Source organism: Halorubrum sodomense, assembly GCF_900111935.1.
Classification (GTDB): Archaea; Halobacteriota; Halobacteria; order Halobacteriales; family Haloferacaceae; genus Halorubrum; species Halorubrum sodomense.
This window is the reverse complement of the sequence record NZ_FOYN01000003.1, coordinates 688,979-709,311: the sequence shown is the minus strand read 5'-3', so window position 1 is coordinate 709,311 and position 20,333 is coordinate 688,979. Positions and strand designations below refer to the sequence as shown.

21 protein-coding genes, 1 tRNA gene and 2 pseudogenes are annotated in these 20,333 nt (G+C 66.1%); 13 read left to right on the top strand and 11 right to left on the bottom strand.

The genetic code is table 11. From position 1 onward, the window contains the following. Positions 1-111 precede the first annotated feature (111 nt). On the top strand, positions 112-1,881 hold the full coding sequence (locus tag BM286_RS12900; RefSeq protein WP_174549013.1) for a choice-of-anchor I family protein: 1,770 nt from the start codon (positions 112-114) through the stop codon (positions 1,879-1,881). Positions 1,882-2,260: 379 nt separating this feature from the next. On the opposite strand, the pseudogene BM286_RS12890 reads toward BM286_RS12900, so the two are convergent. The 3 genes and pseudogenes from BM286_RS12890 to BM286_RS12880 all read right to left on the bottom strand — a co-directional run. Continuing rightward, positions 2,261-2,395 (bottom strand): annotated as a pseudogene (locus BM286_RS12890) (VapC toxin family PIN domain ribonuclease); the annotation flags it as partial. Continuing rightward, complete coding sequence (locus BM286_RS12885; protein ID WP_008442702.1) at positions 2,396-2,647, bottom strand: AbrB/MazE/SpoVT family DNA-binding domain-containing protein; 252 nt, start codon at positions 2,645-2,647, stop codon at positions 2,396-2,398. A 114-nt stretch (positions 2,648-2,761) separates the two neighbouring features. Then, positions 2,762-3,034: pseudogene (locus tag BM286_RS12880) on the bottom strand (AAA family ATPase); the annotation flags it as partial. A 506-nt stretch (positions 3,035-3,540) separates the two neighbouring features. Between BM286_RS12880 and BM286_RS12875 the strand changes: the two are divergent. The 4 genes from BM286_RS12875 (at position 3,541) to BM286_RS12860 (ending at position 6,037) form a co-directional block, all read left to right on the top strand. Then, positions 3,541-4,458 (top strand): hypothetical protein, encoded by a 918-nt coding sequence (locus tag BM286_RS12875; RefSeq protein WP_092923020.1) that lies wholly within the window; start codon positions 3,541-3,543, stop codon positions 4,456-4,458. Between the two features lie 334 nt (positions 4,459-4,792). Further along, entirely contained in the window at positions 4,793-5,050 is a 258-nt protein-coding gene (locus BM286_RS12870) for a type II toxin-antitoxin system HicB family antitoxin (protein WP_092923017.1), read from the top strand. A 6-nt stretch (positions 5,051-5,056) separates the two neighbouring features. Beyond that, positions 5,057-5,308 (top strand): type II toxin-antitoxin system HicA family toxin, encoded by a 252-nt coding sequence (locus tag BM286_RS12865; RefSeq protein ID WP_092923014.1) that lies wholly within the window; start codon positions 5,057-5,059, stop codon positions 5,306-5,308. Positions 5,309-5,431: 123 nt separating this feature from the next. Continuing rightward, entirely contained in the window at positions 5,432-6,037 is a 606-nt protein-coding gene (locus tag BM286_RS12860; RefSeq protein WP_092923011.1) for a site-specific integrase, read from the top strand. 296 nt (positions 6,038-6,333) lie between these two features. On the opposite strand, the gene BM286_RS12855 is transcribed toward BM286_RS12860, so the two are convergent. Next, positions 6,334-6,407: transfer RNA gene (locus BM286_RS12855), tRNA-Ile, on the bottom strand. Positions 6,408-6,510: 103 nt separating this feature from the next. Continuing rightward, positions 6,511-7,137 carry an FxsA family protein gene (locus BM286_RS12850; RefSeq protein ID WP_092923008.1) on the bottom strand — a complete coding sequence of 209 codons (627 nt, stop codon included), beginning with the start codon at positions 7,135-7,137 and terminating at the stop codon, positions 6,511-6,513. Positions 7,138-7,292: 155 nt separating this feature from the next. Between BM286_RS12850 and BM286_RS12845 the strand changes: the two genes are divergently transcribed. Together BM286_RS12845 and BM286_RS12840 are read left to right on the top strand one after the other, a co-directional pair. Then, positions 7,293-8,000, top strand: a complete 708-nt coding sequence (locus tag BM286_RS12845; protein WP_092923005.1) for a DUF1405 domain-containing protein — start codon at positions 7,293-7,295, stop codon at positions 7,998-8,000. 76 nt (positions 8,001-8,076) lie between these two features. Then, complete coding sequence (locus BM286_RS12840; RefSeq protein WP_092923002.1) at positions 8,077-9,123, top strand: hypothetical protein; 1,047 nt, start codon at positions 8,077-8,079, stop codon at positions 9,121-9,123. Between the two features lie 36 nt (positions 9,124-9,159). On the opposite strand, the gene BM286_RS12835 is transcribed toward BM286_RS12840, so the two are convergent. Then, positions 9,160-9,672, bottom strand: coding sequence for a DUF192 domain-containing protein (locus tag BM286_RS12835; RefSeq protein ID WP_092922999.1), 513 nt, complete (start codon positions 9,670-9,672; stop codon positions 9,160-9,162). A 163-nt stretch (positions 9,673-9,835) separates the two neighbouring features. On the opposite strand from BM286_RS12835, the gene BM286_RS12830 reads away from it, so the two are divergent. The 4 genes from BM286_RS12830 to BM286_RS12815 are packed head-to-tail and all read left to right on the top strand — an operon-like array spanning position 9,836 to position 12,366. Further along, entirely contained in the window at positions 9,836-10,426 is a 591-nt protein-coding gene (locus BM286_RS12830; protein ID WP_092922996.1) for a hypothetical protein, read from the top strand. Continuing rightward, entirely contained in the window at positions 10,423-11,286 is an 864-nt protein-coding gene (locus tag BM286_RS12825) for an RNA methyltransferase (RefSeq protein WP_092922993.1), read from the top strand. The genes BM286_RS12830 and BM286_RS12825 overlap by 4 nt, the downstream gene beginning before the upstream one ends. A 2-nt stretch (positions 11,287-11,288) precedes the next feature. Further along, a complete protein-coding gene (locus BM286_RS12820; RefSeq protein ID WP_092922990.1) occupies positions 11,289-11,978 on the top strand; it encodes an AzlC family ABC transporter permease in 690 nt (229 codons plus the stop codon). 31 nt (positions 11,979-12,009) lie between these two features. Further along, a complete protein-coding gene (locus BM286_RS12815; protein WP_092922987.1) occupies positions 12,010-12,366 on the top strand; it encodes an AzlD domain-containing protein in 357 nt (118 codons plus the stop codon). 26 nt (positions 12,367-12,392) lie between these two features. Here the strand turns inward: BM286_RS12815 and BM286_RS12810 are convergent, their stop codons facing one another. From BM286_RS12810 to BM286_RS12795, 4 genes are all read right to left on the bottom strand, one after another. Further along, a complete protein-coding gene (locus tag BM286_RS12810; protein ID WP_092922984.1) occupies positions 12,393-12,761 on the bottom strand; it encodes a hypothetical protein in 369 nt (122 codons plus the stop codon). A 93-nt stretch (positions 12,762-12,854) separates the two neighbouring features. Continuing rightward, positions 12,855-13,193, bottom strand: a complete 339-nt coding sequence (locus BM286_RS12805) for a hypothetical protein (RefSeq protein WP_092922981.1) — start codon at positions 13,191-13,193, stop codon at positions 12,855-12,857. 94 nt (positions 13,194-13,287) lie between these two features. Further along, positions 13,288-15,219 carry an aldehyde ferredoxin oxidoreductase family protein gene (locus tag BM286_RS12800; protein ID WP_092922978.1) on the bottom strand — a complete coding sequence of 644 codons (1,932 nt, stop codon included), beginning with the start codon at positions 15,217-15,219 and terminating at the stop codon, positions 13,288-13,290. 402 nt (positions 15,220-15,621) lie between these two features. Continuing rightward, the gene (locus BM286_RS12795; RefSeq protein WP_092922975.1) at positions 15,622-16,239 is read right to left on the bottom strand and encodes a class I SAM-dependent methyltransferase; all 618 of its coding nucleotides are present in this window, start codon (positions 16,237-16,239) and stop codon (positions 15,622-15,624) included. A 226-nt stretch (positions 16,240-16,465) separates the two neighbouring features. Between BM286_RS12795 and BM286_RS12790 the strand changes: the two genes are divergently transcribed. Next, positions 16,466-16,942, top strand: a complete 477-nt coding sequence (locus BM286_RS12790; protein WP_394327281.1) for a VanZ family protein — start codon at positions 16,466-16,468, stop codon at positions 16,940-16,942. Positions 16,943-16,970: 28 nt separating this feature from the next. Here BM286_RS12790 and BM286_RS12785 read toward each other — a convergent pair whose 3' ends face one another. After that, positions 16,971-18,872 (bottom strand): 5'-nucleotidase C-terminal domain-containing protein, encoded by a 1,902-nt coding sequence (locus tag BM286_RS12785; protein ID WP_092923304.1) that lies wholly within the window; start codon positions 18,870-18,872, stop codon positions 16,971-16,973. A 235-nt stretch (positions 18,873-19,107) separates the two neighbouring features. On the opposite strand from BM286_RS12785, the gene BM286_RS12780 reads away from it, so the two are divergent. Then, a complete protein-coding gene (locus tag BM286_RS12780) occupies positions 19,108-20,202 on the top strand; it encodes an archaeosine biosynthesis radical SAM protein RaSEA (RefSeq protein WP_092922972.1) in 1,095 nt (364 codons plus the stop codon). Positions 20,203-20,333 lie beyond the last annotated feature (131 nt).

Genomic DNA, 20,333 nt, shown 5'->3' with positions numbered 1-20,333 from the left:
GATTTTCACGGAGCATTTTCGGCTGAATACTAATTACGGATATAGAGCAGTCATGAGCCGGACGTTGCTCACTTACTAAATATTAAATGAAACGCCACTGAGCGTGGTCGTGTGAAACGCGACTATTCCAGGCGGGCAGTACTCGGTACTACAGGTGGCCTGTCGTTGACTGCTCTGGTCGGAACTCGAGTGTTTCAACGGGGCCCGCCGGAGAGAGACGAGGACTCTCACAATGACGTCGAGGGAGTCAGTCTCCGGCGTGTAGGGCGCTATGAGACGGGCGAGTTTGACGGGGGCGCAGAGATCGTCGCCTACGACGCATCACGGTCCCGGCTGTTTGTTGTGAACTCTGGCGCCGGGCAGATCGAAGTGCTCGATGTCACGGACCCCGCTGCGCCGGAGCAGGCCGCCGTTCTTGACGCCGCTGCGGATGTCGATAACGGCGGCGGGGCAAACAGCGTCGACGTAGTGGGCGATCTCGTCGCGGTGGCAGTCGAAAACGAGAACCCACAAGCAGCCGGATTCGTCGCCCTCTACGACCCGAGCGAACTCGAGCTGCTGGCCGTGGCAGATGTCGGAGCGTTGCCCGACAAGGTGACCATCACGCCTGACGGTCAGTACGTTCTTTCGGCGAACGAAGGCGAGCCCGCCTTCGACGAGTCTCCGGGGAGTCGGACCGACCCCCGAGGCTCGATCAGCATTATCGACGTCACGCGGAGAGATGCTCCGCGGGTTGAAACCCTCGATTTCACCCCGTTTGACGACGACATCGATGCGCTCCGTGCGGAGGGCGTCCGCGTGTACGGGGCAAGCGCAGCGGTCGAGGACCCTCGCCCTTCGACAGACTTCGAACCGGAATTTGTCACGGTAACGCCCGACTCCGGAACGGCGTACGTGAGTCTCCAAGAGAACAACGCCGTTGCGAGAGTCGATATTCAACGCGCCGAGATTGCGGAGATATCCGGGCTCGGATTCAAGGACTTCTCGCTTCCGGGCAATGAGCTCGACACGAGCGACGCCGACGCCGGTGACGAAGACGTGATCAGTTTCCAGAACTGGCCGGTCAAAGGCATGTACCAGCCCGATGGGATTCGGGCGTACGAAGTCGCCGGGCGCCAGTATCTCATCACCGCGAATGAAGGTGATTCGCGCGATTACGAGGTGTCAACCGTGAGCGATCTGTCGTTGGCGGACGACGCTTTCGCGCCCCGGCTCTCAGAGAACCCGTTTGTCGATAGCGTTGAAGCGCTCAAACGCCCCGAAAACTTGGGCAATCTCGAGGTAACGAACCAGCTTGGCGACCACGATAACGACGGCCAGTTCGAAGAGTTGTATCTGTTCGGAACCCGCTCATTCGCCATCTGGGAGGCCACTGACAACGGCTTACAATTAGTGTTCGAAAGCGGCAACGAGTTACCAAAGCGGTACGCCGAGCAGTTCCCGGCCGGGTTCCAAGGGGCTACTTCGGGCGGTCCACAGACAGAAGGCATCGAAATCGGACAGGTCGGCGACCGGACGTTCGCGTTCGTCGGTATCGAGCGCGGATCTGGGATATTCGTCTACGACGTGACCACGCCCGCGAACCCGCGCTACATCCAAACAGTAGTCAACCGCGACTTCTCGATCGGATTCGGCGATCTCGCTGAAAACCCTGAGAGTCCGGGCCGCGGTGGAGATTTCAGCCCGGAAGGCTTGGAGTTCATTTCCGCCGACGGTAGTCCGACGAACAACCCACTGTTCGCTGCCGGATACGAAGTTAGTGGGACCGTCGCCCTGTTCGAGGTAACCCCGTTACCGGAGGACGCGGCTGCGGCGGAAAATGGACCCGGCGTGGGACGCGGACGGGGCAACGACGCTGACGACGGCGAAGACGAAGACTAGCCACTTTTTTTCACACCCTCTCGTCCACAGGTCGGACAGGCAGCACCTTCCTTCACGGCTCGATCTGGTGGTCCGACGCTACGCTCTGTCCCCGAAGTCTCACCGTACGCGTCGGGGTGATCCTCCTCGGCGTGGTCTTTCAGTTCGTCCGCGCGGTCGCGTCGGTCGCGCGCGTCGCCCGTGTCCACGACGCCCCCATCCTCGTGACGCGCTGCCGGGACGACGAGTTCTCGCAGCCGCTCCGCCGCGCCGCCGAGACGCACCTCCCGTGCCGCGCGACCGATCTCCCGAGCGATCACCCGCCGGGCCACGACACCGCGTCGCGGACCGCGTCGGGGACGTCCGCCCGACCGACCTCCCTGACCGACGAGGTGTCGGCGTAATCTAGAATCACCGCTTCCGGGAGGTCCGCGGTGTCGATCCCCTTGAGGATCGGGAGTGCGTCCCCGTGTGCGCTGTCCCGACGGTACGCCGCCGCGAAGAGAACGCTCGTGTCGACGAGTGCCCGGGGCATCTACTCGGGGTCGACGCCCCACGCGTCGTGTTCGCTCTCGACATCGGTCTCCCGGTCGCCGTCGTATCCGTCGAAGTCGCTGAACGTCCCGCTGCGCTGTTGGACGACCCGCACGCGGAGCGTCCCGTCGTCCTCGATCTGCCAGCGGAGCTTGTCACCGTCGTCGATCTCCATCTCTCGACGGATGTGCGCGGGAATGTTCGCCTGGTTTCCCGAGACCTTGCTTTCGGAATCAACGCTCTCGCTGCTCATGCTCGGGAGTATGAGACCGCTCTCAATAAACTTAGTGTGCTCATACACTACTGTTGAAGACACGGCGACGAACAGGTCTACTCAGGACTGTGGTGTCGGCGTAGTGTGATCGACGCCGACGAGGTCGCGAGAGATCTGTTCGAGGACCGCGTTCCGCGTGTAGTCCTGCCAGCAGTTCACGTAGGCGTAGGGGACTTCGAGGACTTCCTGCCGGAGCTCGCGAACGGCGGCCTTCGCGACGGTCGTCTTCCCGACGCCGGAGGGACCGAACAGGAAGCAGTTCTCGGCACGGACGTCCTCTTGAATCGGTGCGAGCGCGTCCGTTACCTCGTTCATGTGCCGATTCCGACCGACAATGGTGGAGGGGAGGTGATCGTCGTCGAACACCGTTCCGTCGCGTATCACGTCTTACCCGGTCACGGCGTGGGGATATAAGCCGACGGCAGAGTGTTCCGGATGGTTCCGAATGCCCAGCGCTGACGCCATTACCGATCCTGTTCGTCCCCGGTTACCAGCTTCATCGAACGATTCGCGGATGTTCGCCTACGTCGACCATAGTGAACTGTTACTGATGATGTGACCAAGTGAGAGAGAATGTGAGCCGGGTGAAGAGTTCTCTTGGATATCTGTCACAGGGGTCCAACAGGCCCAAAAAAACCTATATATCAGGTCTCGGTCAATCTCGTGACAAGTGAGTAAGTGACTGAACTATGGAAGAGTCTCAGACAAGGCATGCGGAGGATACTGACACGTTGAACGGTCAATTGTGGATCACGGAATGGATTGAGCGTGGAAAGCGGCGCGTGAAGTCATACGCTGGGGCGAGCGCATTGCTGTTCGGTCTCCCACCGAGTATTGTACTAGTCGCTTATTTGGCGCTTCGCTGGCAGTACATGACCCTTAGTTACCTCTTCAGCTTCGCCGCAGTGTTCCTCATTCTGCTTGTGGCCCCGTACCTGATCTGGTACTACGAGGCGGAACTCCTCCCGACGTTCCGCGACGATGTAACCGGAATTGTGGCCTCCTCGGACCGAACCCAAGCACAGAGTTTGGTAGATCGATACAGCAGTCTGATCGATCGGTACTGGTGGATGACAGCCATCCTCGCGTCAACCCCTATCCCGATTCTGATGGCCTGGGGAGGTCCGTTTCTCCGGGAATATGGCCTCTTCGGTGTCACTGATCCACTGTTTTGGGCGGTATCTGTCGTTCTGCTCTGGATTGGAGCGATTGTAGGCATCGGGTTTTTGTTGGTCGTCGTGACGGTCCTTACTATTCGGAACATCGCCTCCTTAGAACTCCGCATCGATCCCATGTATCCGGACGGACTAGGGGGAATGAGCATCATCGGAAGGTATGCGATTCGAACCACTGGGTTGTTCTCCATCGGCTCGCTACTGCTTCCCCTTCAACTACAGTACGCCGCGGTGGTCGGACCGCCCGCAGGATCCCTCATCTACGTGATGGGCAGTCTGTACGCCGTTTTCATTGGATTATCGTTTCTCTACCCGACAATCAGGATCAGTCAGCGGGCCAATGAGATTCGTCAGCGGATCCTCGAGAACATACGGGATCAATACGAGGAGCTGAAGCGGACGGCTGGCGAACCACGAGCGGGTGCAGATCTCGCGAACACGGACCCCGTCACCGAACAGAAACTTACCCGACTCAGGAATGAGTATCAGACGTACCAACAGGTGCGGTTGTATCCGCTCCGAGTGTCTATCATCGCCCGGTTGATCGGATCGATAATTCTCCCCCTCCTCTTGATGACGATCGAGTTCTTTCTCCAAACCACAATAATGGGTTAACTGCTGAGTGCTGTCGTGTAGCTACCACGACGATATGATATTCTCACGATTTTCCAGTGGTACAGCAGATCTACGTTGAACGCATCGGGATTATGGGGCAGTTGAACGATCGGTTTGATAAGGTCGACTGAAAGAGACACGATAGTCAGAACATGCCGGCCTATGGAGACTAGTACGTTGTCGGCGAAACGTATCGCAGCTCCTCGGATCCACAAAAGGACGACTTCCACGGGTGGTGCGAGTGGATCGACGAGCATCGCTGATTCCCATCTTGACGACTACTAGAACACCACGCCAGAACACTTTTCACCGGTTCCGCGCCTGATTACACGTAATGGCGACCACTTCCGAGAACGACCGTGCCGACGGGGTGGAGTTCACCTACGAGGGCGATCTCGTGACGGCGCGTGACGTCGAGTCGGGCGTCGCCGCGTCGGGGGAGTCGAAGCCGGTCGCACTCTCTCGGCTCGCGGACGCGCTGACTCTCCACGCCGGCGGCGGCGAGCCGATCGACGACGAGGAGGCGTTCCTGGAGGAGATCGGCGTTGACCCAGACGAGGTCGAGGATGCTGGCGAGCCGCCGTGGGAGTAGTCCGGGATGGTCTATGCGAATTTTGACGGTCGGGAGATCGTGAAGGCACTCCGATCGATGCGGTACCAACCGGTCGGCCGCGAGGGGAGTCACGTGAAGCTCCGGTACGAGCACCCGGAGTCGGACGAGGTTCGCGTGGTGAGTGTTCCGCTCACCGACAGCGACCAGATCTCACAGGACACGTACCGGTCGATCGCCGACCAGTGCGGTGCCGACGACTTTGAGGCGTGGTGTGAGTGGATCGACGAGCTTCTCTGACGGCCGAGAGTGACGGCCGACTTCTAGAACAAGTCGTCAACGAACCCCCTGATTCCGCCCCGATCACGCCGAGGACCTCGTCGGTTCTGCCGTACTAAGTGCTATCTTCTTTTGGAAGTTCGTATGCGATTAGAGGCGACCGGCAAAGAGGACCAGTACAAGTGCTGGCTGACAGACGACGACCTCGAGGCGCTCCGTCGCGCCGCCGGGAGTCACCGCGACGATCTCGTGATACAGATCGGCGGGTTCGTCGGCCTCCGCGCCTTCGAGATCCCGCAGGTCACGCCGAAACACGTGAAGCGGACTCCCGACGGCGACCACTTCCGGCTCCGCGTCCCTAAGGGGAAGGACACGACCGGGAGCGGCGGGAAGCCTCGCGACGCCTACCTCCCGCGGGAGGTCGAGGGCGATCTCCATCGGTACGTCCGCTCGGAGGATGTCGGCCGCCACGAGCCGATCGTCGACCTCTCCGAGAGCGGCGTCCGGGCGGTGGTCAAGCGCACGGCCGAGCGCGCGGCCGAAGCGACGGGCGACGAGGACTTCCGCCACGTGTCGAGCCACGATCTCCGGCGCCGGTTCGCGCAGCGGCTCCTCGTCGATCGGCAGATGGACCCGCGCGTCGTCATGACGGTCGGCGGGTGGGACTCGTTCCAAGCCATCGAGCCATATCTTAATTCACCAACGCCAGATATTGTCAACACTGCGTTTGACGAAGCTAGATTTAGCTAAAATTATGTAATAATATATAATTTAATCAAGTAGTGTAATAGAAAAGACTTACTTAAATTAGAATACATAATATCACACATGGTTGTCGGTGAAACCTTAACTGGGGGAGCGATATCGGTTGGCGCAGCTATAGCACATGATTCGCGCACCGCAGTACGGCGTCGGGGCGCGCTTAGGAACCTAGTGGAATGACGATTTTGGACCCCATTCTCAGGAGCGTTAGAATACCGAAATTGGGTGGCTGGGGAGTCCCAGCCCACCAATCTCGCCCGGTCGGAGACCGAGCGGGCAGTAGGTGGGCCAACACGGATTTGAACCGCGGACCTCCCGGTTATCAGCCGAGCGCTCAACCTGACTGAGCTATTGGCCCAGGTGAGCGCATTCAATCGTTGCGCGGGTAGGATTTTAAGGGTTTCCTTTCGGCAGCCGGCCGCAGTGTGGCGGTTTCACGGACCGTCGCGACGCCCGTGCGGTCAGTCGGTTCCCTTCCGTTCCTCCTCTTCGACGGTGAAGTCCACGTCGACGACGTCGTCGTCCGTCGACGCGCCGCCGGTGTTCGCGTTCCCCCCGGCGCTCCCGTCGGCGTCGACTGCGTCGCCGCCGTCGAATCCGTCGGGACTGCCCCCGGGTCCGCCGGGGAACCCGCCGCCGCCCATCGAGAAGCCGCCCTCGCCGTCGTTCGGGAAGCCGCCGATGTAGACGTTGCCCGAGAAGAAGCCGTCCGTCTCGCGTTCGATGTAGGGGACGACGACGTACTTCTTCAGGGCCATCCGGATCGGGACCCGCGAGAGGGGGAGCGCGAGCAGGAAGCCGACCGCGTCGGTGACGAGCCCCGGCGTGAGCAGGAACGCGCCCGCGGCGATGAGCAGCCCGCCGTCGAGCAGCTCGTCGGTCGGCGGCGTCCCCTGCGCCGCCTTCCGTTGGATGCGCGCGAGGGTGGCACGCCCCTCGGCGCGCAATAGGAGCATCCCGAGGACGGCCGTCAACACGACCAAGGCGACCGTCGCCGGCCACCCGAGCCGCGTCGCGACCACGATCAGGAACAGCGCGTCCACGAGGGGGACGACGAGCAGCAGCGCGAGCAGCGTTCGCGGGCGCATACCCCCGCCTTCCCGCCGGGCGCCCATAGCCCTTTTCGTCGCGGCCGCCGGTCGGGCGACGTTTCGCGGTCGCTCGTCCCGCGTTCGCCTCCCCCGGCGCCGGTCGCGCCCGCCGCGACCGCCACGGCTTTGCCCACCCGGTCCGACCCGGCGGTATGGACATCGTCGGCGCGCTCGGCCGCGACCCGCCGGACCGCGAGTCGCTCCCGCGGTGGGTCGCGCCGCTCCCGAAGCGGCTGGAAGATGTCGCCTTCCGGTTCGCGTGGGTCATCGTCGCCATCAACCTCGTCGGCACCGCCTTCGGCTTCTGGTACTACCGGTTCCAGTTCCGAGCCCTCCCGACCGAGATGTGGGTATTCATTCCGGACAGCCCCGGAGCGACGCTGCTTACCGCGCTCGCGCTCGGCGCGTGGGCGCTCGGGCGGTCGAGCGACACGCTCGCGACGCTCGCCTTCTTCGGCAACGTCAAACTCGGGCTGTGGACCCCGTACGTCCTCGTCGTCTTCTGGCCGGAGTTCCTCGCGGTCAACGGCCCGGCGCTGTACGCGTTCCTCCTCTTCAGCCACCTCGCGATGGTCGTTCAGGCGCTCGTCCTCCATCGAATCACCGACTTCCCGCTCCGCGCGGTCGCGGTCGCGACCGCGTGGTACACCGCGGACCTGCTGATGGACTACTTCGTCCCCGTGATCGGCAACGTGACTCACACCTCGCTGCCGTACGCCGACGGCGAGCCGTGGTTCACCACGACCGTCCTCCAGGTCGCGGCCGCGGGCGCCGTCGTTCTCACCGTGGTCCCGCTGTTCTGGACGCTCGGCACCCGGATCGCGACCCTCCGAGGCCGCGCGAGCGACCCGGGGACGTAGTCGGGCCGAGACGTATTCGGGTCGCCCCCGACGCCGCGCTCACCGATTTAAGTGACCGGGCCGCCTCGGATCGGTCATGAGCCACTACGATCGGATCGCGGACCTGTCGGTGACGATCGAGTCGGTCGGTCGCCGGCGACACACCGCGAACACGACGAGCGGGTTCGAGCGGACGACCACGGAGTACCGCCTCTCCGGCGACGGCGTCGTCGGTCGGGGCGAGGACGTGACCTACGAGACCGCCGACCACGACGCGCTCGCCGGGACCGACCCGATCGATATCGAGGGAGAGTGGACGATCGACGCGCTGTCGGACCGGCTCGACGAGATCGACCTCTTTCACGGAACCCCGCCGGAGAACGAGACGTCGCGAAACTACCGCCGGTGGGCGGTCGAGAGCGCCGCGCTCGACTTAGCGCTCCGCCAGCGCGAGGAGTCGCTTGGCGACCGGCTCGGCGTCGACCCGGAGCCGGTCAGGTTCGTCGTCTCGACGCGGCTGGGCGACCCGCCCTCGACCGACCGCGTCGAGGCGCTGCTCTCGCGCGACCCCGACCTGGAGTTCAAGCTCGACCCCACCCCGGAGTGGCCCGAGGCGGCGTTCGAGACGCTGCGCGAGACCGACGCCGTGCGCATCCTCGACCTGAAGGGGTGGTACGAGGGGACCGACGTCGACGTCGAGCCCGACCCGGAGCTGTACCGCGACGTGTTCGCGGCGTTCCCGGCCGCGGTCGTTGAGGACCCCGCGTTCACGCCCGCGACGAGCGCGCTCGTCGAGCCGCAGGCCGACCGGCTCTCCTTCGACTACCCGGTCGACGGCGTCGAGAGCCTCGAATCCCTCCCGATCGAGCCGGGTTGGTGTAACATCAAACCGTCGCGGTTCGGCACGCTCGAATCGCTGTTCGAGACGATCGCCCACTGCGAACGGGAGGGGATCGAGCTGTACGGCGGCGGCCAGTTCGAGCTCGCGAGCGGGCGCACGGCGATTCAGACGCTCGCCGCGCTCTGTTACCCGAACGGGCCGAACGACGTGGCGCCGCGGGCGTTCAACGACCCCGACGCCGAGCCGCCGTACCCGAAGAGCCCGCTCCGTCCGAGTCGCGACGCCGTCGGGTTCGAGTTCTGACGGACGCGGCCTCGGCCGGCTTCCGGGATCACTGAGTTACAGCTCGAAGACCAACGAGTCCCCGACTTCGACGCCGTGACGGTCGGTCCACTCGTAGGGAAGTTCGAGCACGTACTGGCCCGAGCCGGGATACCGCTGCGCTTCGCCGTCCTCGTTCGGACCCGGCTCGGGCGCGTTGTGAATTCGCGTAATCGTCCGGTCGCCGTCGACGTAGACGATGTCGATCCCGAAGCTCATCCGACGCATCACGTAGGTGAGCGAGTCTCGGGGCGCGTCGTACACGAACAGCATGCCGCCGTCTTCGGGCAGCGATTCGGCGTCGCTGAGACCCAGAATGCGCTTGTCCCCGGTGTCCGCGATCGCGGCGGTCACCGATCCCCGAGAGTCACCCTCGGGGCTCTCGACGGTCACGGTCGTCGTCTCGTAGTCGGCGTACGTTCCGGTGGGCCATGCGGTGTCGCCGCCGCCGCCGTCGCCGGTCCCGAGGCAGCCCGCGGCGGCGCCGAGCGTGGCGGCCGCGGTCAGCCCGAGGAGTCGCCGCCGTCTCATGGCCGCGACGAGGGACGCCGGGTACATAAGCGACCGCGTCGGGGTCGCGCCGGGGCGGACCTCGCGGGCGCCCGGCTCGGTCTCTCCGACGCGGCGCGGCGCAGCTGTCGCCCTCGTGCCGGGAAGGACGCGCTTTTATCGCCGCCGGAGCGTAGCCTGGGACATGGCGAAAGTGAGCATCGGCCTCCGCGGGTGGCGCTTCGAGGAGGACGAGATATTCACCGACGACGAGGAGCTGAAGCCCCTCGACGAGATCCCGGAGGACCCGCGAGAGCGACTCCTGCGGCTCGTCGGCCTCGTCGAGGAGCCCTGCGACGTCTGTTACCTCGACTACGGCGAAGACGAGATCCACCGCTGTAACGAGGCCGAAATCGTCTACGGCGAGCCGGACGGCGAGGTACTCCTCTGTCCCGAGCACGAGCGCGAGCTGCTCTACTGGTTCCGCGAGGCGGGCGGCAGCGACCACAAGGGATCGGTCGAGTTCGCGGACCGCTTCCACGAGTGGGTCGCCGCCGGCAACGAGGCGCCCGAGGGGTACGGCTCCGTCGAGCACGTCGAGGAAGACCCGGACGGGCTGCCGGACCTCCCGGACCAACAGGAGGTCCAGGACCGGCTCGAGGAGGGGTTCGACGGCGACCGGATCGACATCCTCGAACTCGCCGGCGAGGAGGACCCCGAGCGCGAGGAACTGACCGAGGCGGACCTCACGGAGTCCGACCTCGACCTCTCGACCGACTACCCGTCGGACCGATGAGCGACGGCGAGGACGGAGACGCGGGCGAGGAAGCGACCGAGGCCGCGGCGGCAGCGAGAGCCGCGGAAACCGCAGAGACGGTGGCCGATCGCCGCAAGCCCGTCGTCGTCGTCGTCGAACCGGAGACGCCGGGGAACGTCGGCACGATCGCACGAGCGATGAAGAACTTCGGCCTCACGGACCTCAAGCTCGTGGATCCGCCCGAGATCGAGGAGGACGGCGAGGCGTACGGCTTCGCCGGCCACGCCCGCGAGGACGTGCTCCCGAACGCCGAGGAGGTCACCTTCGAGGAGGTGGTCGCGAACTACCACACCGTCGGCACCACGGCGATCACCGGCGAGGACGACCGCAGCCACGAGCGGTTCCCGTTCAAGACGCCCGTCGAACTGCGCGAGTCGCTGAAGGCGGTCGACGCCCCCACCGCCATCGTCTTCGGCCGCGAGGGGCGCGGGCTCAACAACGAGGAGCTCTCGCGGCTCGACGAAGTGTGCTCGATCCCGGCCGACGACGACTACCCCGTCTTGAACCTCGGGCAGGCCGCGACGGTCCTCCTGTACGAACTGCGCGATCTCACCGTCGACGAGACCCAGTTACCCGACACCGAGGTGACCCGCGCCCCCGAGGCCGACGTCGAGCGCTTCCACGACTTTTTCGACGAGTTCCTCGCGGCGACCGGGCAACGGGAACACGTCCGCGAGAAGAACGCGCTGCTGATGCGCCGGCTGCTCGGCCGCGCGCACCCCACGGAACGCGAGGTCCACTCGCTGCTCGGCACCTTCCGCAAGGCGAACGCGAAGCTGGAGCACGCCGACCACCTCGCGGCGAAGTACGACGAGCCCCCGTATCCGAAGGAGCAATAGCCGTGTCCCGGTCCGTTCTCGACGAGGACCTGCTGGCCGGCGTACGGGACGTGTCGCCGCTAATGTTAGGGATCGCGCCGTTCGCGCTCGTCGCCGGTATCGCGACGGTCGACGCCGGACTCGGCCTCGCGGAGGCCGTCGGGATGTCCGTGATCGTGTTCGCGGGCGCCTCCCAGCTGGCGGCGCTGGACCTGCTCGGCGAGAACGCGCCCCTCGCGGTCGTCGTCGGCACGGCCGTCGTGATCAACCTCAGAATGCTGATGTACTCGGCGTCTATCGCGCCGCACTTCGCGGAGTACGGGCGGCGGCTCCGAGCGGGGCTCGCGTACCTCCTCACCGACCAGGCGTACGCGCTCTCGGTCGCCGAGTTCGACGAGAACCCCGAGCGCAGTCGGTGGCGCTACTACCTCGGCGCGGCCGCGTCGCTGTGGGTCGTCTGGCAGATCGGCACCGTCGCGGGCGTCGTCCTCGGCGCCGGCGTTCCGGACGCGTGGGGTCTCACCTTCGCGGTCCCGCTCGTGTTCCTCGCGCTACTCGTCCCCGCGATGAAGGATCGCCCGACGACCGTCGCGGGCGTCGCCGGCGGCGCGACGGCGGTCGTCGCAGTCGGCCTCCCGCTCAACCTCGGCCTGCTCGTCGGGGCGCTGTCCGGGATCGCGGCCGGGCTCGTGACGGAGGTGACGGCCTCGTGACCGACGCGGTCGACTCGGGGGCGGTCGCGTCGTGACGGGCGCCCTCGGCGCGGCCGTCGCCTCCCCGCGCGCCTGGGTTGCCATCGTCGCGATCGGCGTCGTCACCTACGCGATCCGGCTCTCCTTCATCCACCTGTTCGGGCGGATCGACGGGGTCCCGGCGCGCGTCCAGCGACCGCTACGGTACGTCCCGCCCGCGGTCCTCGCTGCGCTCGTCCTCCCCGACCTCGTGACGCTGCGCCCGTCGGTCGCCGCGACCCTCCTCGACGAGCGGCTGATCGCCGGCGCCGTCGCCGGCGCGGTCGCGTGGCGGACGGAGAACGTGTTCGCGACCATCGCGACCGGGATGGGAACGCTGTGGCTGTTCCGGTTCGTCGTGTTCGCGTGAGGTGCTGCGGGGCTTCCGACCTCTGGTCAGTCGAACCGGTCCGGTCGGCGCCTCGCGATCGCGAAGGCGGCGACGCCGACGAGGAGCGCGACGGCGAGGGCGCTCTCGACGCTCACGAACCCCCGGACCGACGAGATCGCGTACGAGGCGGCCGCGAGGGCGACGACGGCGTAGCCGACCGCCGCGGCGCCGAGCAGCGCGGGGCGAGCGCCCGGAGCGTTCCAGAGTCGGAGCCACGTCGCCGTCGCGGACGCGCCGCCGACGAGGATGCCGACCGGGAGCCCGACGAGCGCCGAGAACTCGATCCGCAGCGCGAGTAGTTCCGTGACGGCGGCGACCGTGAGCAGGAACGCGCTCACGCCGACACCCACCGTCGCGACGAGTCGCCAGTTCATGCCCTCCTATCGCAGCGCGCGGAGATAAAGCGTCGCGCCGAGACTCGCGGGAGCCGAGATCGGTCGGCTTCGCCGTCGACCCGGGCGGTTCGGTCAGCGCTCGCGCTCGGTCGCCCGCTCTCCGGAGCGCTCGCGCGTCTCGGCGGCGTCGCGGTCGACGGGACGGTCGAACCGCGCCTCGCCGTCGCCTCGGGCCTCGCGCTCGCGGGCGTCCGCCATCCGCTGAGCGCCGTCGGCGAGCGAGTCGAGCGCGGCGAACAGCCGGTACGAGAGGTACGGCCCGACCGAGAGCGCGAGGACGACGACGACGCCGAGCAGGATCTGCGCGGCGATCACGAGCGAGTAAACGAACACGAGCAGGCTCACCGCCGCGAGGACGGCACCGAGCGGCGTGCGGAGGGCCTCGGAGGGCGAGAGCGGGTCGTGCGGCATGGGCCACGCTACCGGCGGCGTTCACTTAAAAATAAACGGACCGTGCGGATGGGCCGCGAGCGCGAACCGGGTCGCGCCCGCGACGCAGGACCGATCAGTCGTCGGCCGGGGCCGCGGAATCGCCGGACGAGACGCCGGTTCCGGGCCCGATATCGATGCCGAGTTCGCCGAGCTTCTCGTCGGGCACGACGCCGTCGACCCAGTCGCGGGTCTCGTAGTACTCGGCCTTCAGCTGGTCGAGCTCGACGAGTTCGCCCTCGCTGGCACCCGTGCCGGGAACCGCGTCCGGGTGCCCCTCGACGAACCGGTTCGGCAGCGTGTCGTCCGCGCCGTCGAAGCCGACGAGGTTGTTGTAGTAGCGTTCGAGGTTGTAGACGCGCTCGCCGGCCTCGAAGAGGTCGTCCTCCGAGAGGTCGCGGCCGGTCATGCCGTTGTACTGGAGCACGTACTCCTCGATCCCCTCCGCGAACGCGCTGAACTTACAGATGTCGAACGAGTCCGACACCGCGTGGAGGTTCTGGAAGGTGGCGGTGAGCTCGCCTTTGCCCTCCCACTCGTACGGGTCGACCTTCTCCGGGATCCCGAGGATCTCGGCGGCCGGCGTGTAGCCGCGCAGGTGGCAGGCGCCGCGGTTGGAGGTCGCGTACGCGATCCCCATGCCCTTCATACAGCGCGGGTCGTACGCGGCCATCGTCTGGCCCTTCACGGAGAGCTTGTTGCCGTGCGCGTCCTTCGCGTCGGCGACGCGCTCCGGCCCCTCCGCGAGGAGGTCGCCGAGGTCCGACGAGCGGTGACCGATCTCGTCGATGAGGTCGATCATCGTCTCGGAGTCGCCCCAGTCGAGGTGGCCGACGCCGTCGAGTTTGCCCTCCTCGCTCATCTCCATCGCCATCGCCATCATGTTGCCGGCCTCGATGGTGTCGATGCCGAGATCGTTACACCGCTGGAGCATCACGGCGATCTCGTCGCGGTCGGAGTGACCCGAGTTCGGGCCCAGCGCCCACGCGGACTCGTACTCGTACGACTCCGTGCGGACGTTCATGTCCTGACCCTTGTGGGTGACGTCGACCTCGACCTCCTTCTTACACGCCACCGGGCAGGAGTGACACGTCGGCTCGTCGACGAGGATGTTCTCGCGGACGTTCTCGCCGGAGACGCGCTCGGCCTCGATGTCGACGCCCTCGGTCTCGTTGTACGCCTCCGTCGAGGTGTACTTCGCGTTCTTCGTCGGGAGCCCGTCCATCTCCTCGGTCGCGTTCATCAGGACGTTGGTCCCGTACATCGAGAGCCCGCCCTCGTTGGGCGCGGTGACGTCGGACTCGCGGATGACCTCCATCGCCTGCTGGTAGCCCTCCTGGAACGTCTCGGGGTCGGCGGGCTTGGGCATGTCGGTGCCCGACTTCACGACGACCGCCTTCACGTTCTTCGCGCCCATCACGGCGCCGGTGCCGCCGCGGCCCGAGGCGCGGTCGTCCTCGTTGATCACGCAGCCGTACCGCACCTGGTTCTCGCCGCCCTGTCCGATCGCCATCACGGAGACGTTGCGACCGACCTTCCCGTCGACCTCCTCGCCGATCTGGTCGATCGTGTCGTGGACGCCCTGGCCCCAGAGGTGGGAGGCGTCGCGTACCTCGACGTCGCCGTCCTCGACGAACAGGTAGACCGGCTCGTCGCTCTCGCCGTCGAGCAGGATACCGTCGAGCCCGGCCCACTTGAGCCGCGCGCCGGACCAGCCGCCGTGGTGCGAGTCGGTGACGGTCCCCGTCAGCGGGGACTTCGTCACTAAGGCGATCCGGCCGCTCATCACGGTCTGGGTCCCCGTGAGCGGCCCGGTCATGAACGCGAGTCTGTTCTCCGGTCCCAGCGGGTCCACGTCGGGCCCCTTGTCGAAGACGTACTTGACGCCAAGCCCGCGCGCGCCGATGTACTTCTCCGCGTCCTCGTCGTCGATCCCGCGGTAGCTGACCTCGCCACCGCCGAGATCGACTTGTGCCACTCGGTCTCTGTAGCCGCCCATTTCAGTCATGTAATGCTCGTTCATTATAGAGGGACCACAGCGTGTTATGTGTTCACCTCTCGATGAAACCGATACCCATTACGCGATCGGACGAGGTCGGCGGCGACGTTCGGCCGCGGAACGACCTGGGCGGCACCGGGTTCTCAACGCGGTCGATACTCGATACCCGTTGACCCGCCGGCCGGTTAGACGATCCGAACGCCTCCGGTCACCGTGCCCGTCTCGGCGCGTCGGATCGGGGACGGGTCGACCTCGAGTGACCGCCGAAGCCGCCCGTCTGTGACCGGATCCGCTTGATCGGCGAGCCCGATCGCGGTCGGCGTCTCGTGTCGAGCGCGCCGCCGTCACCCGAGGCAATCGGCCCCGTCGGAGTCACCGAACCGGGGTAATCGGCACCGCCGAGATGGCCGGTTAGCCCGACGCGCGAAAGGTCCGCGTGGTGTCCCTGTCGCCCCGGACGATGTCGACCTCGACGAGGCCGAGCGAGGTGAAGATGCGGCTCCAGTCCCGGTAGTACAGCGGCGTGTCGCCGTCGACGTAGTTCACGTCCGGTTCGGACGACGACCCGCGGACCGGCCCCTCGATCTCGGCCGTGACGAGGATGTCGTCGGTGATTCGGGCGATCTCCTCGAACGCCCACTCGACGTCGGGATGGAGGTGTTGAAGCGTTTCGACCGAGTAGACCGCGTCGAACTGTCCGTCGTCGAACTCCCCGACGAGGTCCTCTATCGGGGCGCAGTAGAAGGTTCCGTCGGCGGCGAGGTCGGGGTAGGTCTCCCGCATCGTGTCGAACGCCTCGGCGTTGATGTCGACGCCCGAGAGGTCCTCGAAGCCGTGGTCGGCCAAGTGTTCGAGGTGGCGACCGGAACCGCACCCGAGTTCGAGGATCGCCGCGTCGCGGTCGAGGAACTCGTCGAGGCTCTCGCGGATCACCGCGCTCGTCTCGTTCGGCCCGTAATGGGCGTAGTACGCCGGTGAGTATTCGCCCGCCCGGTTCGTCCACGTGTCTCGGACGGAGTCTGGTTCCACGTGTGTGAACGGACGCAAAGATGTAAAACGCCGTCGACAGCCTCCGATCGGAGAACTGACATCTCCCTCTCGGTCCTGCCGCCTCGCGTCGGCCGGTCAGGACGTGGACCGACGTATCGCTGAAGCCGGCGTCTGTCGGGGAGAGACGCCTTCGAAGACGTCTCCACCCGATCTTCGAATTCCCCGGAGTCGTGACGCATAATTGCCCGCGAGTCGAACCGACGGCGTGAGCGATCCGAACGGTCGAAGCCGACCGACCCGACGCGACCGGGGGATCCGACGCGACCGGGAGATCCGACGCGACCGAGCGAGAGCGCTCGCGGTGTCGCTCGCGCTGTTCGTCGGATCGGTGGTCCCGGTCCCTCTGGAATCGCCCGGGGGAGGCGGAGGCGCTTTCGACCGGATTCTCGACGCTCTCCCCGCCGGAGTCGGCCTCACCGATCCGTTTCACCTCGTCGGGTACGCGGTCCTCGCCGTCCTGCTCGTTCCGGTGACGCGAGGGAGGCGGCTCGGGGGTGTCCTCGCGGTGGTCGGCGCGGTCGCGTTCGGCTTCGGGATCGAACTCGTTCAGGCGCCGATCCCGTGGCGCTCGTTCGCGTGGCGCGACGCCGGTGTCAACGCGGTCGGGGCGATGGGCGGGGGAGTGATCGCGGTCGTTCGCCGGAGCGTGTCATCGACGAACGACCGCGACGGCGATCGCTAGCGGGGTCGGTGTGTACTCCTCGCCGGCGTCAGTTGCCCGGCGGACCGACACGACCGCGACCGCGCCCTCGGCCACGTTCTCGCACGGTCGCCGTCACGTCGGCGTTGAGCCGAGAGCGCTCGAAGTAGATGTGGTCGAACTCGCTCGACTCGTACTCGGCGTAGAGGTTAAGCGGGATCTCGTCGCCGTCGTCCGCGTCTTCGATCGTGTCCGCCAAGTCGCCGTCGTCGACACGGACGACGAGGGTCTCGTCGCCCTCGCCGAAGGCGACGTGCTCCGCGTCGAGGTGGTCACCCTCCGGCGTCCACACGGCGACGGTGTCCTCGGCGACCGACCGGACGTCGTCGGGCGCGTCGAACTGCGTGACCACCTTGCCGTTCCCGTCGACGGTCACCGACGCGTCGGGGAGGTCTCGGTCGACGCGCTGCATCCGGCCTTCGACGGTCGGCGCGATCGTCTCCCGGGGTTCCAGGTAGTCGACGACGGTCGTCGCCTGAAGTTCGCCCGTGTCGTCGATCACGGGCTTGTCCTCCAGCGGGTACCCGCTCCCGCCGTTGGCGATGAAGCTGTTGACGGCGACCTCGTACGTCTCGTCGAGGTCGAGCGGCTCGCCGCCGACGTACACGTCACGGATCAGTTCGTCGGCGTCCTCGTGGGGCACCCACTCGAAGCGAAGGCCGCTGGTCTGCTGGGAGATCTCCTCGCCGAAGCTCTGTCCGGTGGCGCTCTCCAGCGTGACGACCTGGCTCTCCAGCGTCTCGACGAGCTCCTCGCCGGTGAGCTCCAGCGAAACGACAGTGTTCGGGAACGGAAGGGTGTTGAAGATGTCCCCGCCGGTAATCTCGCCGGGGCCGTACACCGAGTCCGAGCGGATGCCGCCCGCGTTCGTGATCGCGACGTCGGCGTCGGTCCGCTCGCGCATCGCGTCGGTGATCAGGTTGCCGTAGTTGGTCTCGCGGTGGTAGTTCGAGGAGAACGTGGCGTCGAGTGGCACCGCCGATTCCACGACCGGCGAGTCGAGGCTCACCTCCGCGCGGTACTCGTTGATGATCCGCGAGGCGTCGGGGTCCTTCTCGATGTCGTCCGTGACCTCGAGTAGATCCCCCTCCCACGAGGTCACCGACCCGTCTTCGACCGTCAGCTCGATCTCGCTGAGGTAGTTCGCCCGTGCCTCCGCCTCCGAGACGATCGTCCCGCTCTGTTCCGTGGGCCGGTACACGATTTCGTCGTCCCCGACCACGAGGACGTCGATGTCGTCGTCGGTGTCGGCCTCGGCAAGCGCCTCGGCGTCGGGGACGCCCGTGTGCGCGAGCGCGACGACGACATCGACGCCCTCCTCCTCTCTGAGTCGCTTCGCCTCGGCCGGACCGGTCTCGGTGTAGTCCTCGATGGTGATACCCTCTGCCTCGAAGTCGATGTTCGTCTTGCCGGTCGTCGCGCCCTTGTCGGCGAGTCCGATGATACCGACCCTGACGCCGCCGCGCTCAACGATGTGATTCGACTTCGTCCCGTCGAAGGCCTCGCCAGTCTCGCTGTCCACGAGGTTCGTCGCCAGCCAGGGGAACTTAGAGTCGGCCGTGACGTCCGAGATGGCGTCGAGCCCGTAGTCGAACTCGTGGTTACCGATCACGTCCGCGTCGGGCTGAACGCCGTTGAGTACGTCGACCGGCGCGCGCCACTGCGAGATGGGGCTGAGAGCGTGCGGGCCGATCTGATCGCCGCCGCCGACCACGACGACCGGGCCGTCGGCCGCCGCCCGGCGCTGTTCGATGAGCGTCACCAGCCGCGGGAAGTCCTTGTCCTCTGCGGCGGCCGTCTGAACGTCGTTGTACGATAGCAGCGTCAGCGTCGTCGGTCCGTCGCCGTCTGCGGCCGTCGTAGACCCCGAGACCAGCGATCCGCCGAGAACGATTCCACCCGCACGCAGCACCTCACGCCGTCCGTAGTCACGGTCTCGTGACATCGATTTCTTTGACTTAGCGATACTTATAAAATCTTTCTGTGAATCGGTATGTATTTATCAATATATCTCTCTTGAGAAGGTTTCCCGAACGGTCGGTCCGGGTCCCGCGGGTGAGGCTCTGGCGTCCTAGTCGCCGGATCCCGCTGGCGAGCGACCCCGCGATGACGACACGGCTTTACGCGCTCGCCCGCTCCTCTCGACAATGAGCCGGACGAGCCCCGAGGCGTACGAGCAGGGGCGCGGGATGGACGCGCACAACGCCGTGATGCGCGACATCCGCGCCGAGCGCTCGGAGACGTACGACCCGACGGAGCCCACCCGCGTCTGGATCGACGAGGACAACACGCCCGACGGCGTCGTGAACTCCCTCACGATCATCCTGAACACCGGCGGCTGCCGGTGGGCCCGCGCCGGCGGCTGTACGATGTGCGGCTACGTCGCCGAGTCGGTCGAGGGCGGCAGCGTCGCCCACGAGGACCTCATGACGCAGGTCGACGCGTGTCTCGACCACGAGGCCGAGGAGACCGACGAGCCGGCCGATCTGATCAAGATCTACACGTCCGGCTCCTTCCTCGACGAGCGCGAGGTGCCGGCGGAGACCCGCCGGGCGATCGCGGAGACGTTCGCGGACCGCGACCGGATCGTCGTCGAGTCCCTGCCGGACTTCGTCGACCGCGAGAAGGTCGCGGACTTCGCGGACCACGGGATCGCCACCGACGTGGCGGTCGGGTTAGAGACCGCGACCGACCGCGTCCGTCACGACTGCGTGAACAAGTACTTCGACTTCGCAGACTTCGAGGACGCCTGCGCCGAGGCGGCCGCCGCGGACGACGAGTTCGACGCCGACGTGGGGATCAAGGCGTACCTGCTCATGAAGCCGCCCTTCCTCGCGGAGCCGGAGGCGGCCGCCGACATGGTCGACTCGATCCGCCGCTGCGCCGACGTCGACGGCTGCCACACCGTCTCGATGAACCCCACGAACGTCCAGCGGTACACGATGGTCGACGAGCTGTTCTTCGAGGGGGGCTACCGCCCGCCGTGGCTCTGGTCGGTCGCCCACGTCCTGGAATCGACCGCCGACGTCGACGCCATCGTCGTCTCCGACCCCGTCGGCCACGGCTCCGACCGCGGCGCGCACAACTGCGGCGAGTGCGACGACCGCGTCCAGACCGCGATCAAGGACTTCGATAAACGGCAGGACCCGAGCGTCTTCGAGCAGGTGTCCTGCGAGTGCGAGGCCACCTGGGAGCACGTGATGGACGAGGAGACGAGCTACAACATGCCGCTGGCGCGGTAGCTCCCGTTCGACGGAAACGCCGAGGAAAACAGCCGGATCCACCGGAAACGATCCAGCCGAATTCCGATCACCATTTTTCTACTTTTAGAAACGAATGATCCGTTTTGTCCCGATTCGCGTGACGAGTACGC

Excerpts from the sequence above, each read along its gene's own strand:
- BM286_RS12840 (WP_092923002.1), top strand. The coding sequence starts at position 8,077 with ATGAGCCACTACGATCGGATCGCGGACCTGTCGGTGACGATCGAGTCG.
- BM286_RS12780 (WP_092922972.1), top strand. The coding sequence starts at position 19,108 with ATGAGCCGGACGAGCCCCGAGGCGTACGAGCAGGGGCGCGGGATGGAC.
- BM286_RS12810 (WP_092922984.1), bottom strand. The coding sequence starts at position 12,761 with ATGAACTGGCGACTCGTCGCGACGGTGGGTGTCGGCGTGAGCGCGTTC.
- BM286_RS12885 (WP_008442702.1), bottom strand. The coding sequence starts at position 2,647 with ATGAGCAGCGAGAGCGTTGATTCCGAAAGCAAGGTCTCGGGAAACCAG.
- BM286_RS12845 (WP_092923005.1), top strand. The coding sequence starts at position 7,293 with ATGGACATCGTCGGCGCGCTCGGCCGCGACCCGCCGGACCGCGAGTCG.
- BM286_RS12860 (WP_092923011.1), top strand. The coding sequence starts at position 5,432 with ATGCGATTAGAGGCGACCGGCAAAGAGGACCAGTACAAGTGCTGGCTG.
- BM286_RS12800 (WP_092922978.1), bottom strand. The coding sequence starts at position 15,219 with ATGACTGAAATGGGCGGCTACAGAGACCGAGTGGCACAAGTCGATCTC.
- BM286_RS12870 (WP_092923017.1), top strand. The coding sequence starts at position 4,793 with ATGGCGACCACTTCCGAGAACGACCGTGCCGACGGGGTGGAGTTCACC.
- BM286_RS12865 (WP_092923014.1), top strand. The coding sequence starts at position 5,057 with ATGGTCTATGCGAATTTTGACGGTCGGGAGATCGTGAAGGCACTCCGA.
- BM286_RS12835 (WP_092922999.1), bottom strand. The coding sequence starts at position 9,672 with ATGAGACGGCGGCGACTCCTCGGGCTGACCGCGGCCGCCACGCTCGGC.
- BM286_RS12875 (WP_092923020.1), top strand. The coding sequence starts at position 3,541 with ATGACCCTTAGTTACCTCTTCAGCTTCGCCGCAGTGTTCCTCATTCTG.
- BM286_RS12825 (WP_092922993.1), top strand. The coding sequence starts at position 10,423 with ATGAGCGACGGCGAGGACGGAGACGCGGGCGAGGAAGCGACCGAGGCC.
- BM286_RS12850 (WP_092923008.1), bottom strand. The coding sequence starts at position 7,137 with ATGCGCCCGCGAACGCTGCTCGCGCTGCTGCTCGTCGTCCCCCTCGTG.
- BM286_RS12830 (WP_092922996.1), top strand. The coding sequence starts at position 9,836 with ATGGCGAAAGTGAGCATCGGCCTCCGCGGGTGGCGCTTCGAGGAGGAC.
- BM286_RS12805 (WP_092922981.1), bottom strand. The coding sequence starts at position 13,193 with ATGCCGCACGACCCGCTCTCGCCCTCCGAGGCCCTCCGCACGCCGCTC.